General features: G+C 70.1%; 11 protein-coding genes. 7 read left to right on the top strand and 4 right to left on the bottom strand.

What is annotated here, in order from left to right; all coding sequences use genetic code 11:
- The first annotated feature begins 25 nt into the window (after positions 1-25).
- Positions 26-1138, top strand: a complete 1113-nt coding sequence (locus ACWGI2_RS10120; RefSeq protein ID WP_453694871.1) for a hypothetical protein — start codon at positions 26-28, stop codon at positions 1136-1138.
- Positions 1139-1349: 211 nt separating this feature from the next.
- Here the strand turns inward: ACWGI2_RS10120 and ACWGI2_RS10115 are convergent, their stop codons facing one another.
- On the bottom strand, positions 1350-2081 hold the full coding sequence (locus ACWGI2_RS10115; protein WP_453695708.1) for an SDR family NAD(P)-dependent oxidoreductase: 732 nt from the start codon (positions 2079-2081) through the stop codon (positions 1350-1352).
- Positions 2082-2116: 35 nt separating this feature from the next.
- On the opposite strand from ACWGI2_RS10115, the gene ACWGI2_RS10110 reads away from it, so the two are divergent.
- The gene (locus ACWGI2_RS10110) at positions 2117-2854 is read left to right on the top strand and encodes a vWA domain-containing protein (RefSeq protein ID WP_453694870.1); all 738 of its coding nucleotides are present in this window, start codon (positions 2117-2119) and stop codon (positions 2852-2854) included.
- A gap of 19 nt (positions 2855-2873) precedes the next feature.
- Here ACWGI2_RS10110 and ACWGI2_RS10105 read toward each other — a convergent pair whose 3' ends face one another.
- Entirely contained in the window at positions 2874-3824 is a 951-nt protein-coding gene (locus ACWGI2_RS10105; RefSeq protein WP_453694869.1) for a tyrosine-protein phosphatase, read from the bottom strand.
- A 413-nt stretch (positions 3825-4237) separates the two neighbouring features.
- Here ACWGI2_RS10105 and ACWGI2_RS10100 point away from each other — a divergent pair, with 413 nt between their 5' ends.
- From ACWGI2_RS10100 to ACWGI2_RS10090, 3 genes are all read left to right on the top strand, one after another.
- Complete coding sequence (locus ACWGI2_RS10100; RefSeq protein WP_160504463.1) at positions 4238-4441, top strand: cold-shock protein; 204 nt, start codon at positions 4238-4240, stop codon at positions 4439-4441.
- Positions 4442-4535: 94 nt separating this feature from the next.
- A complete protein-coding gene (locus ACWGI2_RS10095; RefSeq protein WP_453694868.1) occupies positions 4536-6155 on the top strand; it encodes a DEAD/DEAH box helicase in 1620 nt (539 codons plus the stop codon).
- A 145-nt stretch (positions 6156-6300) separates the two neighbouring features.
- A complete protein-coding gene (locus tag ACWGI2_RS10090) occupies positions 6301-7149 on the top strand; it encodes a pentapeptide repeat-containing protein (protein ID WP_453694867.1) in 849 nt (282 codons plus the stop codon).
- 50 nt (positions 7150-7199) lie between these two features.
- Here the strand turns inward: ACWGI2_RS10090 and ACWGI2_RS10085 are convergent, their stop codons facing one another.
- Positions 7200-8114, bottom strand: a complete 915-nt coding sequence (locus ACWGI2_RS10085) for a hypothetical protein (protein ID WP_453394987.1) — start codon at positions 8112-8114, stop codon at positions 7200-7202.
- 248 nt (positions 8115-8362) lie between these two features.
- Here ACWGI2_RS10085 and ACWGI2_RS10080 point away from each other — a divergent pair, with 248 nt between their 5' ends.
- Both ACWGI2_RS10080 and ACWGI2_RS10075 read left to right on the top strand, forming a co-directional pair.
- Positions 8363-9160 carry a S1 family peptidase gene (locus tag ACWGI2_RS10080; protein WP_453394986.1) on the top strand — a complete coding sequence of 266 codons (798 nt, stop codon included), beginning with the start codon at positions 8363-8365 and terminating at the stop codon, positions 9158-9160.
- Between the two features lie 463 nt (positions 9161-9623).
- On the top strand, positions 9624-12716 hold the full coding sequence (locus ACWGI2_RS10075; protein ID WP_453694866.1) for an endo-alpha-N-acetylgalactosaminidase family protein: 3093 nt from the start codon (positions 9624-9626) through the stop codon (positions 12714-12716).
- A 74-nt stretch (positions 12717-12790) separates the two neighbouring features.
- Here the strand turns inward: ACWGI2_RS10075 and ACWGI2_RS10070 are convergent, their stop codons facing one another.
- Positions 12791-14569, bottom strand: coding sequence for a glycoside hydrolase family 35 protein (locus tag ACWGI2_RS10070; protein ID WP_453694865.1), 1779 nt, complete (start codon positions 14567-14569; stop codon positions 12791-12793).
- Positions 14570-14629: the final 60 nt, after the last annotated feature.

The following is a 14629-nucleotide window of genomic DNA, read 5'->3' as shown; positions in this document are numbered from 1 at the left end:
TAGATCCGATAGGGAGGGGCAGGCCATGGACAAGTTGCGGAGCAGGGCGGAGACCCTGAAGATCGCGCGATTGCTGGACGTGGAGCCGGATCAGCTCGCCTTCCTCGCGGCACTCCCCGTCGAGGACGTACGCCGCTTCCGCGAGCAATGCGTCGCGGCGCTCTTCGACCGTACGCCCGAGATGCTGGACCGGATCGCGTCCGCGACGAAGCTGGTGCCGGCCGGGGTCGCGGCAGCGATCTCGCAGAAGGCGCTGGGACCGCGGCTCGCCGCCGGGGTCGCCGGGCGCCTCGAACCGGCGCGGGCCGCGGACATCATCGAGAAGCTGCCGGTGTCGTTCACGGCGGAGTCCTGCGGGCATCTCGACCCGCGAAGGATCAAGGGCATCGTCGAACGGCTCGACGAGGGCCTGGTGGTGCGGATCGCGGTGGCACTGGCCGAGCGGGGCGACTACCTGACGATGGGCCGCTTCGTCGGCTACCTGCCGGACTCGGCGCTGCGGCGGATCCTGCCGCAGGTGGACGACGCGGCTGTCCTGCGGACGGGGTTCGCGATCGACCTGCCGGAGCGGCTGGGCCAGATCATCGACCTGATGGGCCCGGAGCGGCTCGCGTCGGTCATCGCATCCGCCTCGGGGTCGGCGTCGGGGGAGGGATTGTGGCCGGAGGCGCTGGCCGTGGCCGGGATGGTGACGGGGGAGCAGCGGGGGCGTATCGCGTCGCTCGCCGCGGCGCGGCCGCAGGAGCAGTTGGACTCCCTGGTCGTGACGGTGAGCGAGCAGGATCTGTGGGAGTCGCTGCTGCCGCTGGTCGCTCTGCTGGGGGAGGAGGAGCGGCGGGCGGTCGCGGTGCTTCCTTCCCTGCGGGATGCGGGGGTGCTGGGTGGGGTTGTGCGGGCGGTTGTCGCGACTGGGCTTTGGGCGGAGTTCCTGCCGCTCGTGGAGGTGCTGCCGGAGGAGTCCCGCAAGGTTGTCGCTGACGCTGCCGGGGCGTTGCCCGCGTCTGACTTGGACGCGCTTGCCCTGGAGGTGGACAAGCGGGACCTGTGGGAGCTGGTGATGCCGCTGGTCGAGTTGATGGACGATGAGGCTAAGACGCGGATCTTTGAGTTGCCGGCGTTTCGGGAGCAGGTGGGGTAGGGCGGTTCCTTTCCCCAACCCCGCCCCTTCCCGAAAACCCGCTCTGGCGCGGGGGCCTTGGTGGGCCTCATCACCGGCTCCGCCGAGTTCGTCCTCAAACGCCGGACGGGCTGAGTGGTTTCAGCCCCTCCGGCGTTTGAGGAGCGGGGTCTGGGGCGGAGCCCCAGTTTCGGGAAGGGGTGGGATTGGGGAGAGCCCCGCAGGGACCGCCCTACCCCGCCGTCGACCCCCCGTCCACCGCGAACTCCGCCCCCGTGACGTACGACGACGCCTCCGACGCAAGGAAGAGGACCAGCTCCCCGACCTCCTCGGGGCGGCCCATCCGCCCCAGCGGCAGATGGGACCAGTCCCGCCCCGCGGAGGCCGAGGAGATCATCGGGGTGTCGATCGCCCCGGGGTGAACGGAGTTGACCCGCACCCCGTACTCCGCGAGGTCCAGCGCCGAGGAACGAGTCAGCCCCCGCAATCCGAACTTCGTCGAGCCGTACGCCGCGTGCCCCCGTATCCCCACCAGACCCGCCGTCGACGAGACGTTGACGATCGAGCCCCCGCCCACCTCCCGCAACGCGGGCAGCACCGCCTGGATGCCCAGGAACGGACCCAGCAGATTGACCCGGATCAGCGCCTCGAAGTTCTCGTACGTCTCCTCCTCCACGGACGCCGTCCGCCACAGCGCGGCGTTGTTCACGAGCGCGTCCAGACGGCCGAAGGCCTCCACCCCGGCCGCCACGGCCGACGCCCAGCTCTCCGCGTCCGTGACGTCATGGCGTACGAAAAGGCCTTGTTCGCCAAGGGATTTGGCGACCCCCCGTCCCTCCTCCTCCCGGACATCCGTCACCACGACCCGCGCCCCCGCCTCCGCGAACAGCCGCGCCTCGGCGGCCCCCTGCCCACGGCCCGCGCCGGTGATCAGTACCGTCTTGCCCTCAAGCCCGTAAGAGATCACGTCACCGCCAAGAGTGGACAGGAGCCAGGAAAATGGGGCCGCAGATGGGACCGGCGATCAGCCTGAGCAAGGTGGAAGAGGCGGCGCCCGCCCTCGTCAGCCTCTACAAGAGCGCGGGCGTCAGCCTCCGCAAGCACGGCCTGGACGGCCAACGAGCCGCGGTCTACCTCGTCGTCGACTACTCCGGCTCCATGAAGCCGTACTACAAGGACGGCACCGTCCAGGCCCTCGCCGACCGAGTCCTCGGCCTGTCCGCGCACTTCGACGACGACGGCACCGTGCCCACGGTCTTCTTCTCCACGGACGTCGACGCCGTCACGGAGATCGCCATCGACCGTCACCACGGTCGGATCGACGAGATCGTCGCCGGGCTCGGCCACATGGGCAAGACCAGCTACCACCTGGCGATGGACGCCGTGATCGACCACTACGTGGACAGCGGTTCCACCGCGCCCGCTCTGGTCGTCTTCCAGACCGACGGCGGCCCCATCAACAAGCTCGCCGCAGAGCGGTATCTGTGCAAGGCGTCGAAGCTGCCGCTGTTCTGGCAGTTCATCGGCTTCGGCGACGCGAAGAGCAAGCAGTTCGACTACCTCCGCAAGCTCGACGAACTGGCCGTCCCGGCCAAGCGCGCCGTCGACAACGCGGGCTTCTTCCACGCGGGCCACGACCCCCGGGCCGTCCCGGACGACCGCCTGTACGACCAGCTGGTGGGCGAGTTCCCGACCTGGCTGGCGGCGGCGCGGGCGCAGGGGATCGTGGCCGGCTGAACTAATCGACCATCCGCTACTAGTCGACCATCCGCTCCCGCAGCGCGAGAATCGTCCGCGTATCAAGCCCGAGTCCCTTCGTCAGATAGCCGCTGAGGCTCCCGTACTCCTTCTTCACCTCGGTCAGGGCCGCCTCCAGATAGCCGGTGCGGACCTCCTGGAGCGGGATCAGGAGATCGGGGTTCTGCATCAGGCCGCCCTGCTTCAAGCCCTCGCGGACCTTCGCGTCGTACGCGGCCCGGTAGGTGTTGGACGCCAGGAAGTCCCGTACGGCGGTCTGCTCGGGGACTCCGACCGCGCGCAGCAGCAGATAACTGGTCCAGCCGGTGCGGTCCTTGCCTGCCGTGCAGTGGTAGAGCAGCGGTGATGCCTTGCTGCCCTGGGCGATGTCGCGCAGGGTCGCCGCGAACTGCGCGCGGTTGGCGCCGTCGGAGACGAAGGTGCGGTAGACGTCGCGCATGAAGGCGTCCGCCTTGCCGTTGCCCAGCATCTCCTCCTGCTTGACCGGGTCCCTGGAGCCGATCACGGTCATCAGCGTCGTGAAGAGGCCGTTGTCGCTGACCGGCCGGGACGTCGGGGCGAGCCCGGCGGGCAGCCGGTCGGGTCCGTCGTACTTGACCTCGGCGGGCACCCGGAAGTCGACGACCTTTTTCAGGCGGAGCCCGGCGAGGGTGGCGACATCGGCGTCGGTGAGCTTCGCGAGGGCATCGGCGCGGAAGACCTGGCCGTAGCGGACCCGTTCGCCGTCGTAGGTGCGGTAGCCGCCCAGGTCTCTTACGTTGACGGCGCCTTGGAGAGGTATCTGGCGTACGCCGTCGGACGCGAGGCGGGAGGGGTCGCGCGGCGCGTGCTGTGCCGTGCCGCGCTCAGGTGCGGTGGGTCCGGCGTGCGCCGCCCAGGCGGGCAGGGTGCCCAGGGCGAGCGCGGAGACCGCGACTCCGACTGCTGTACGTGTTCGGGTGATGCGCATTGGGCCGCCTTCCTCGGTAGCGGTCGCCATGGCCACTCGTCGCTCAACCAAGCGATTGTTTGGTTGAAGGTAGCGGGGTGCCCTGACAGGAGGAAGGTGCGTGCGGCGGGTATCTCACCCGGCGTCCAGGCCCGGCGGTGCGGCGACGTACCGGCTCGGCGTGCGGCGAGTGGAGTAGCGGGGTCCGCGGCGTCCCGTGCGGCTGGTGGGGACCCGGAAACGCGGGTTCCCTCGTCCGTGTTAGGCTTATGCGTCGCAGTTTTGGTACCCATGAACTTTATGTGCGCCTGACGGGAATGCTCCGAGGGCGCATTATTGTTTTTTTCCGGTCTCTCCGGGATGGGGGTCATTGCAGCGCTTGGAATCCACAATTCCGTGGTTTTCCTTACTCTGCCCCTGTTGAGGAGATTGACATGGCAACTGGCACCGTTAAGTGGTTCAACGCTGAAAAGGGCTTCGGCTTCATCGAGCAGGACGGCGGCGGCCCCGACGTCTTCGCCCACTACTCGAACATCGCGTCCTCGGGCTTCCGTGAGCTCCTCGAGGGCCAGAAGGTCTCCTTCGACGTCACGCAGGGCCAGAAGGGCCTGCAGGCCGAGAACATCGTTCCCGCCTGATCGTCGTAGCACGCGAACCTCATAGCCGGGGCCCGCACCAGAAAGGTGCGGGTCCCGGCTTGTGCTGTCACCAGGTCCAGGAAGGCATTTCCGTATGAATCGCTCCGAACGCCCTGCGCGTCCTGCCCGCAGGCGCTCCACGAACGCACGCGGAAAGGCCCCGGTGGCCGGCGGCGGCCAGGCGAAGGGCGCCGCGAAGAAGCCGGGCCGCGCCAAGCCGAGGCCCGTCGGCGGCGAATTCGCGCTGCCCGAGAGCATTGAGCCCGCGCTGCCCGCGGTCGAGGCGTTCGCCGACCTGGACATGCCCGAGGCCCTCCTGAAGACGCTGGCCGCGCAGGGCGTCACCGAGCCCTTCCCGATCCAGGCAGCCACGCTTCCCAACTCCCTCGCGGGCCGCGACATCCTGGGCCGTGGCCGCACCGGCTCCGGCAAGACCCTCGCCTTCGGCCTCGCGCTCCTCGCCCGCACCGCCGGGCGCCGCGCCGAGCCGCGCTCTCCCCTCGCCCTGGTCCTGGTCCCCACGCGTGAGCTCGCGCAGCAGGTCACGGACGCGCTGACGCCGTACGCGACGTCCGTGAACCTCCGTATGTCGACGGTCGTCGGCGGCCTCTCCATCACCAAGCAGGCGGGGACGCTGCGCCGCGGCGCCGAGATCATGGTGGCGACCCCCGGGCGTCTCAAGGACCTCATCGAGCGCGGCGACGCCGACCTCTCGCAGGTGCGGACGACGGTCCTCGACGAGGCCGACCAGATGGCCGACATGGGCTTCATGCCGCAGGTCACCGCGCTTCTGAAGCAGGTGGAGCAGGGCGGCCAGACGATGCTCTTCTCCGCGACGCTCGACAAGAACATCGACCGCCTGGTCCGGATGTTCCTCACCGACCCGGTGGTGCACTCGGTCGACCCGTCCGCGGGCGCGGTCACGACGATGGAACACCACGTTCTGTACGTCGCCGACGAGACCGACAAGAAGGCAGTGGCCCTGCGGATCGCCGCCCGTGAGGGCCGCGTGATCATGTTCCTGGACACCAAGCGCGCGGTGGACCGCTTCACCAAGCGGCTGCTCGCCAACGGTGTACGGGCCTCCGGTCTGCACGGCGGCCGTTCGCAGCCGCAGCGCAACCGGACCCTGGACCAGTTCAAGACCGGGCAGGTCACCGCGCTCGTCGCCACGAACGTGGCAGCGCGCGGCATCCACGTCGACGACCTCGACCTGGTCGTGAACGTCGACCCGCCCACGGACCACAAGGACTACCTCCACCGCGGCGGGCGTACGGCGCGTGCCGGTGAGTCCGGCAGTGTCGTCACGCTCGTCCTGCCGGACGAGAAGCGGGAGATGACGCGTCTGATGTCCGACGCGGAGATCAGCCCGAAGACGGCGCGAGTGAAGTCCACGGACGAGGAACTGACGCGGATCACCGGGGCGCGGGAGCCGTCCGGGGTGCCGGTGGTGATCGAGGTTCCGCAGCAGCAGCAGGCTTCTCCGCAGCGGGGGCGGCGGGGGCGTCCCGCCGGGCAGGGCGGGGGTGGCCAGGGCCAGGGCCAGCGGAGGTCTCGCCCCCAGGGGCAGTCGCAGTCCCCCCAGGCCGGCGGCCAGCCCCGGTCCCAGTCCCAGGGCGGCAGGCCCTCCGGCGGCGGCACCGGCACCGGTGGTGGCCGCGCGAGGCGTGGCGGCGGTCGCCCCAGCGGGGGCGCGGGGCGCCGGGCGGCGTAGCGTGCTTCTGGGCGGCGGGGCTTGTACCCCGCTGCCCGGGGCGGCGCCTCGTTCTCACCGTCCCCGGCGGCATCCGTTGCCGAACAGGCTTTCCCGCCCACCCACCCGATTGCCCCGCGGCGCGAGAGGCCCGAAGGAGGATCCGATGTCCGAGCAGCGTGAGCGTCAGTTGTTGCCCCTCGTCGAGGGCGATGAGCGGCAGGATCTGCGGGCCGACTGCGGGAGTTGTTTCGGGCTCTGCTGCGTGGCCCTCACCTTCTCCAAGTCCTCGGACTTCCCCGTCGACAAGGCCGCCGGCACCCCCTGCACCAACCTCCAGCAGGACTTCCGCTGCGGCATCCACCAGAAGCTGCGCCAGAAGGGCTTCTCGGGCTGCACGGTCTACGACTGCTTCGGCGCGGGGCAGAAGGTGTCGCAGGCCACCTACGGCGGCGCCGACTGGCGCAAGGACCCCGACACCGCCCGCCAGATGTTCGACGTCTTCCCCGTGATGCGCCAACTCCACGAGCTGCTCTGGTACTTGACCGAGGCGCTCACCCTGCCCCAGACCCGCCCGATCAGAGCAGAGCTCCAGCAGGCGGTGGACAAGACCGAGCACCTCACCCAGGGCACTCCCGCCGCGGTGGCCCAGACGGACGTCGCCGCGCACCGTGAGGATGTCAACGTCCTCCTCCTGCGCACCAGCGACCTCGTGCGCGCGGACATCCGCCGGAAGAAGAAGGACCGCCGAGGAGCCGACCTCTTCGGCGCCCGCCTCCGCGGCGCCGACCTCCGGGGCGTCACCCTCCGCGGTGCCTACCTCATCGCCGCCGACCTCCGCGGCGCCGACCTCCGCCAAGCGGACCTGATCGGCGCGGACTTCCGGGACGCGGATCTGCGGGGCGCCGACCTCACCGGCAGCATCTTCCTGACGCAGTCTCAGGTGAACGCGGCAAAGGGCGACGCCGAGACGAAACTGCCGCCGTCCCTGACGCGCCCGGCGCACTGGGGCTAGGCCGAACGCGGGCCCTAGCTCCGGGCTTCACGTACCGCAAGCTCCGGGCTTCACGTATCGCACTCCAGCACCGTCCGGCACAACGTGCACCGCGCCCGCATCCGCCCCCGGGCGGGCAACCGGATCCGCTGCCGGCACGTGGGGCAGGGGAACGAGACCCGCAGCGGCTCGGCGGCCCCGCCCGACCCGCGGGAGAACGAGTACGCCCCGCCCGGCGGCGACGCCCCCGCTCCACCGGAGCCACGCTCAAGCGCATGCCGCCGGTCCTTCGCGTACCGCCGCCGCCCCGCCCAGCCCGCGGCCGTCAGCGGAGGCTGCTGCTCGTCGCGGCGGGCCTGGGCGAGCCCCTTCGTATAGGCGGTGTACGCCTGCGCGCTGGTGAACCACGTCTCCGGCGCCTCACCGAAGGCGATGGCCCGCTTGGCCAGGACGTACCCGAACTCCTCCGGCGTGAGATACCCCAGCTTCTGTGACGAGGCGCCGTCCTCGCGGTAGGCGTCCAGGAGGAGCCAGCCCGCGCCCAGGTAGGTGGTGGCGGTGTCCGTGAGGATCTCGTTGTCGCGCGTGCCGGGGAACACCAGATCAAGCCGGTGCAGATAGACGTGCATGACCTCGTGGGCGAGCGCCGCGCCGATGTCCCTGCGATGCGTACGGAACCGGTCGTTGAGCTCGATGAAGTACTCGGGCCCCGCGGCGAGTTCGACGTTCGCCGCGTGCTCCATCTCGCGGAAGCTGACGATCACGCGGGCGTCCGGAAGGCGGAGGTGCCGCACCATCTCACGGGCCACGCGCTGGACGCCCAGGTGCAGGTCGTCCTGGTCGGAGAAGGCGACGTCGGCGGGGACGATGCTGGTGTCGAAGGTGTGGACGCCGTCGTACGAGAGGCGTTTGTAGAGCGCGGTGATCGCGGAGCGCACCGTCTCCAGGTGGGGGTAGCCGTGCACCACCGGCCCGCCGTCCGCCATGCCGGCACCCCCTGGAGATGTCCCTGACCCGACTCCACTGTAAGGCGGTGCCCGGCGGCAGAACCGGGCCACGCGGCGGGTGTTGGCCGAAAACCGCCCCTTGCTCTATGCGGACACCGATCTCCATAATCCGATCCAACGCTTTGGCGGGCTCATGCCATTCTCGCGTTCGTCGTGGGGAGGGTGGGGGTCCGCCGTCGCGTGCAACCCCCACAACCCCCCACGAACCCCCCACGAAGGGAAGCCCGTTGAACACCAAGCTGCGTGGAGTCAAGAGAGCCGCCACCCTCGGTGCCATCGCCCTCGCCGCCGTCAGTCTCCAGCCCGTCGCCGCGTCCGCGGCCCCGCACCCCGGCCCCACACCGGGTGAGCGCGTGGTCGGCGGCACCCCCGCCGAGCAGGGTGAATTCCCGTTCATGGTCCGTCTGTCGATGGGCTGCGGCGGTGCGCTGTACGCCAAGGACATCGTGCTGACCGCCGCTCACTGTGTGGACGGCTCGGGCGACAACACGAGCATCACCGCCACCGGTGGTGTCGTGGACCTGGAGAGCCCCGACGCGATCAAGGTCAAGTCCACGAAGGTCCTTCAGGCCCCCGGCTACAACGGCAAGGGCAAGGACTGGGCGCTCATCAAGCTCGAGAAGCCGATCGACCAGCCCACGCTGAAGATCGCCAAGGACACCAAGTACAACGAGGGCGAGTTCGACATCGCCGGCTGGGGTGCCGACAAGGAGGGTGGCGAGCAGCAGCGCCACCTCCTCAAGGCGAAGGTCCCCTTCGTGAGCGACGCGGACTGCGAGGCCGCGTACGGCGCCGACCTCACGCCCGGTGAGGAGCTCTGCGCCGGGAAGCTGGCGGAGGGCGGCGTGGACACCTGCCAGGGTGACTCCGGCGGCCCCATGTTCCGCAAGGACGAGGCCGGTGAGTACATCCAGGTGGGCATCGTCAGCTGGGGCAACGGGTGCGCGCAGCCCAAGTTCCCCGGGGTCTACACCGAGGTGTCGACGTTCGCCGGTGACATAGAGAAGGCGGCTGCGGAACTCTGAGTTTTCGCTGGACGCGGGGTCTGACCAGTGCGGTCGGGCCCCGCGTTCGCTTGTGCGGGTCGCGGGCTGCGGGCTACGGGCTGCGGGGCCGGTCCGTCTTGGGGTGCGGGGCCGCGCCGGTATGTCCGTCCTCGCTATCGTCCGGTGGCCGTGTGGGTGCTTCGGCGCCGGAGCCTTTGGGAGCCGTGCTCCGGGCAGACATACCGGCACGTCCCCTCCCGAGCGCTCCCGACTGCGGCTGTTCGCTGGTCACTGCGGGGCAATCGGGCGGGTGGGCGGGAAAGCTTGTTCGTTCAGGGGAAGGCCGCGGGGTGATCGGGCGGGTGGGTGGGAGGGGCTTGTTCGGGGCGGGGTGGGTGCGGGGTGCCGTTAGTCCAAGACCTGCCCCACCTTTGTCCATGGGCCCGCATGCCCCTTCCGGCGCAGGGTGACCGCACCGAGATCCGTCCCACGGAGGGGTGCCATGCAGCAGCCGTCAGACACGTCCGGCCCGAGCCGCAGAGCCGTAGTCGCCACGGGCGCGCTGGCCGGGGTCAGCGCCGCCATCGGCCTCGGGGGCGCCGCAACCGCCGCAACCGCCGCGGCAGGCGAAGCCGTCCTTCGCTCGGCCGAGCTCGAAGTGCGCGTCGCCACCGACTTCCCCCGCGTCATCTCGTACACGGACCGCGCCTCCAAGGCCGTCCTGCACGCCCAGTCGGAAGCCGTCACCACGCTCCTGGTGAACGAGGTGACGCACACCCCGACGGTGACCGTCAGCAAGGGCGGGGGCGATCGGATCGAGTACGTTCTCGCTCTCGGCGGTGGCGCCACCACCCTCATCGTCGAGATCGCCGTCGAAGGACGCCAAGTGCGCTGGCGGGTGAGCGAGATCGATGATTCCGATGCCCTGCGCGTCGGCACGCTCCGCATCCCCGGCCTCACCCTCCTCGCCGTACGCAGCGATCAGCCCGGCGCCACCCTCCTCGCCGCCAAGGTCCAGCTCGACAAGGCCAAGAGCGGCGACACCGAGGTCAAGCTGGCCCCGGACACCGCCGCGGAAGCCGCCACCGGATGCGCGTACGCCGTCGTCGCGCACGACACGCTGGGCGGTGCCGTCGAGACCAACACCGTCTACGACAAGCCCACCTCCGAGGCCGGGACGACCTGGGACAACGGCCGGCTCTGGCGCGAGACGGTCAGGAGGAGCGGCTATGTGGAGGCCCGGCTGACTCCCGGCCAGTGGACGCACCGCGCCGCCACCGCCGCCGTCGGCGACACCGAGCCCCTGCCGTACGCCACCGTCGTCATCACCGGTGACCGCAACGGCGACGGCAAGGTCGACTGGCAGGACGCCGCCATCGCGTTCCGCGACATCATGGTGAAGCCGCTCGGCGCGGACGAGCAGCATCTGCGCGTCGTCCCGCACATCCCGTTCAACTTCGCCTCGCAGGCGACGAATCCGTTCCTCGCGACCCTCGACAACGTCAAGCGGATCCACCTGGCCACGGACGGCCTTCGGCAGTACACGCTGCTCAAGGGCTATCAGTCCGAGGGGCACGACTCCGCACACCCCGACTACGCGGGCAACTACAACACGCGTGCGGGCGGCCTCGACGACCTCAACACCCTGGTCAGGGAAGGAAAGAAGTGGAACAGCGACTTCAGTGTGCATGTGAATGCCACGGAGTCCTATCCCGTCGCGAACGCGTTTTCCGAGAAGCTCGTCGACAAGGCCAATGAGCAGTGGGACTGGCTCGATCAGAGTTACCGCATTGATCAGCGGCGTGACCTGGTGTCGGGCGACATCGTCAAGCGGTTCGCCGATCTACGGAGCGAGGCCGACGGGGCGCTCAACGCTCTCTACATCGACGTGTTCCGCGAGTCCGGATGGACCTCCGACCGGCTCCAGCGCACCCTGCGCGAGCAGGGCTGGATCGTCACCAGCGAGTGGGGGCACGGCTTCGAGCGCTCGTCCGTCTGGTCGCACTGGGCGACGGAACCGGATTACGGTCCTGATTCGTCCCGGGGTATCAATTCGCGGCTGATCCGCTTTATCCGGAATCACCAGAAGGACGTTTTCGCCGACAAGTGGCCTACGCTGCTCGGTATCGCCCGCATGGGCAATTTCGAGGGGTGGGTCGGGAAGACCGACTGGTCGTACTTCTACGATCTGATCTGGACCGACTCACTGCCCGCCAAGTATCTCCAGGCCTATCCCATCAAGTCCTGGGGCGAGCATGAGATCAGTTTCTTCGGGGAGGGCGGGACGAAGGTCTCCGACGCGGACGGCACCCGTCGGATCGTGACCGATGGTCGCGTCGTCTACGACAAGGGGAGTTATCTGCTTCCCTGGGAGCCTCGCAAGGCCACCGACCCCGCCAAGCTCTACCACTACAACCCCGAGGGCGGTAAGGGGAGTTGGGCGCTGCCCCGTGGCTGGTCCGGGCTCTCCAAGGTCGCGCTGTACCGGCTCACCGACCAAGGGCGGGTCTTCGTCGCCGACGTCCCGGTGCGTGGCGGCAAGGTGACCCTCGACGCCAAGGCCAAGCAGCCCTACGTCCTCTACCGCCGGCGCGCCACCGCACTGCCCGACCCCGGCTGGGGGCAGGCCACGCCGCTGCACGACCCCGGATTCAACTCCGGGTCCCTGCGCGGGTGGAAGGTCTCCGGGCCCGCCTCCGTCGAGCTCAGCGAGCTCGGCGACTACGAACTCGTCATCGGCGCGGGTGGCAAGGCCGCCGTCGGCCAGCGGTTGCGCCGCCTGAAGGCAGGAGCGTACGTCGCCTCCGTGCAGGTCGAGGTCGGGGAGAAGGCCGGCGACGCCCGCAAGGCCACCTTGGAGGTGCGCACCGCCGACGGTGTCACCGCCGCCAACTGGACGCGGACCTCCACGGCGGGCAACTACGTCGCGGCCGACCGCAAGCACGGCACCCGTTTCCAGCGGATGTTCGTGCCCTTCACCGTCCCCGACGGCGGCGGTTCGGCCGAGCTGACACTGCGGGCCGACGCGGGCCACGCGCGCGTGCGCTTCGACAACGTACGCATCGTCTCCGCCACGCGGGGCAGCGCCCCCGCAGAGGGCAGGCTCGTCTCCGAGGACTTCGAGCATGTGCCCCAGGGATGGGGGCCGTTCGTGAAGGGCGACGCGGGGAAGGTCACCGACCCGCGCACGCACATCGCGCAACGCCACGCCCCCTACACGCAGCGCGGCTGGAACAGCAAGGCCATCGACGACGTCATCGACGGCTCGCAGTCCCTCAAGTCCCGCGGCGAGAACGCCGGGCTCGTCTACCGCACCGTCCCGCACACCGCCCGCTTCGAGGCGGGCAAGCGCTATCGCGTCACCTTCCGCTACGAGAACGAGAAGGCGGGGCAGTACGCGTGGATCACGGCCGTCGATGAGCCCGCGGCCCGGGAGATCGACCGCAAGGAGCTGCCCGTCGCGACCGAACCCACCGTCCTGATCTACGAGTTCACCGCCCCGGACAAGGGCGAGGCGTGGGTGGGGCTGCGCAAGAGCGGGGACGACGGGACCGCTGAGTTCGCCCTGGACGCCTTCGAGGTGCGCGAGGTCTGACGCACCGCCGGACGGGCTGATCTCTCAGCCCGTCCGGCATCCTCAGCCGGACGGGACCGGGGAATCCGGCATCCTCAGCCAGGCGGGACCGGGGAAAGGGAAACCGCTCCCACAACCGCTCCCGCCTCGGCCGCTCCTCCCAGCTCAAGCACCCACACCTCGTTCTCCCCCTCCCGGAGCACCGCCCCGGGAACGTACAAGGAGGACTGCGGTCCCACCTCCCAGTACCGCCCCAGATTGAACCCGTTCACCCACACGAACCCCCGTGCCCAGCCCGGCAGTTCGAGCACCGCGTCTCCTGCCCCACGGACAGCCACCGAGCCCCGGTACAGCCCCCGGCGCCCACCCTCGGCCCCAGTGGCAGGCACCCTCCTGACGGACTCCGCCGAGGAGAACGCGTCGAGCCGCAGCCCCCTGGCCTCCACCCCGTGCAGATACTGCCGCTCATGCAGCACCCCGCCGGTGATGCCCTTCCCCTCGCCGGTCCGCGGCCCGTAGTTGACCCTCCCCAGGGACTCCACCCACAGCTCCACGCGCGCGTGCCCCGCTACGGGCTCCGGGAGAGCTGGCTCCTCCTCAGTGAGCACACCGGCCCGCACCCCGTCCACGTACACCACGGCCAGGTCCCGCAACTCCCGCACACTCAGCGCGTACGGCTGCCGCGGACCCGGCACCGTTAGCGTGTACTGAACCAGGCCGCGGTCGACATCGAGCTCTTCGAAGGTGGGCGGTACGGCGTACTCCGCCACGGGACCGCCGAGCGACTCCATGACGGCGGACAACGGCGCCCACTCCGTGAGGCCGACCGCAGCACGCTCCCCGAGGACAGGCAGCGGCGCGGGCGGCTCCGGCAGCGGGCCCTCCGCGTACGGGGCGAGCACCTCGCGGAAGAGCCAGAACTTCTCCGTGGGGCGCCCGAACTCGTCGATCGGCGCGTCATAGTCGTACGAGGTGACGTCCGGCTCAAGGGCGCCGTCGTGCAGGGCGCCGCCGCCCCGGTTCGCCCCCGCCCACCCGGCGAAGTTCGTGCCGCCGTGCGCCATGTAGAGGTTGACCGAGGCCCCGCACTCCAGGATCTCCCGCAACGCGTCCGCCGCGTCGGCCGCGTCCCGCACGACGTGCTCCGCGCCCCAGTGGTCGAACCAGCCGCACCAGAACTCCATGCACATCAACGGCCCCTTGGGGCGGTACTTGCGCAGCGTCTCGAAGCCCGCGCCGGCCCGTGAGCCGAAGTTGGCCGTCGCCAGGACACCGGGGACCGACCCGCCGGTGAGCATGTGGTCCTCGGGCCCGTCGGACGTGAACAGCGGCACCGTGACACCCTCGGCGCACAGCAGGTCGGCGAGATGGCGCAGGTAGACCTGGTCCGAGCCGTAACTGCCGTACTCGTTCTCCACCTGCACCATGATCACGGGACCGCCCCGGTCGTGCTGGCGCGGGACGACCTCCGCCAGGAGACGGCCGAACCAGCGGTCCACGTGCCCCAGATACTCCCCGTCACGGGTCCGCGCGCGCGAACCCACCGCGCCCGTCAGCCAGTGCGGAAGGCCGCCGTTCTCCCACTCGGCGCAGATGTACGGCCCTGGCCGGACGATCGCCCACAGGCCCGCGTCCCGGGCGGCGTCCAGGAAACGGCCGAGCGCCTCCACATCGCTGAACTCCCCGGGGTGCGGCTCGTGCAGGTTCCACGGGACGTACGTCTCCACGCAGTTGAGCCCCATCGCGCGCAGCATCGCGAGGCGGTGGCCCCACTGAGCCTCGTGCACCCGGAAGTAGTGCAGCGCACCGGAGAGCAGCCGTACGGGCCGCCCGTCCAGTTCGAAATCGTCCTCGCCCACCCTGAAGCCGTCCATCGTGTCCTCTCGCTCACATCACGCTCCACCACGATCACCTCTGGCGGGCGGCAGGGTCCA

The organism is Streptomyces sp. NPDC054866, from assembly GCF_053610745.1.
This window is presented reverse-complemented; position numbering and strand designations above follow the sequence as displayed.

Excerpts from the sequence above, each read along its gene's own strand:
- ACWGI2_RS10120 (WP_453694871.1), top strand. The coding sequence starts at position 26 with ATGGACAAGTTGCGGAGCAGGGCGGAGACCCTGAAGATCGCGCGATTG.
- ACWGI2_RS10110 (WP_453694870.1), top strand. The coding sequence starts at position 2,117 with ATGGGGCCGCAGATGGGACCGGCGATCAGCCTGAGCAAGGTGGAAGAG.
- ACWGI2_RS10105 (WP_453694869.1), bottom strand. The coding sequence starts at position 3,824 with ATGCGCATCACCCGAACACGTACAGCAGTCGGAGTCGCGGTCTCCGCG.
- ACWGI2_RS10100 (WP_160504463.1), top strand. The coding sequence starts at position 4,238 with ATGGCAACTGGCACCGTTAAGTGGTTCAACGCTGAAAAGGGCTTCGGC.
- ACWGI2_RS10095 (WP_453694868.1), top strand. The coding sequence starts at position 4,536 with ATGAATCGCTCCGAACGCCCTGCGCGTCCTGCCCGCAGGCGCTCCACG.
- ACWGI2_RS10090 (WP_453694867.1), top strand. The coding sequence starts at position 6,301 with ATGTCCGAGCAGCGTGAGCGTCAGTTGTTGCCCCTCGTCGAGGGCGAT.
- ACWGI2_RS10085 (WP_453394987.1), bottom strand. The coding sequence starts at position 8,114 with ATGGCGGACGGCGGGCCGGTGGTGCACGGCTACCCCCACCTGGAGACG.
- ACWGI2_RS10075 (WP_453694866.1), top strand. The coding sequence starts at position 9,624 with ATGCAGCAGCCGTCAGACACGTCCGGCCCGAGCCGCAGAGCCGTAGTC.
- ACWGI2_RS10070 (WP_453694865.1), bottom strand. The coding sequence starts at position 14,569 with ATGGACGGCTTCAGGGTGGGCGAGGACGATTTCGAACTGGACGGGCGG.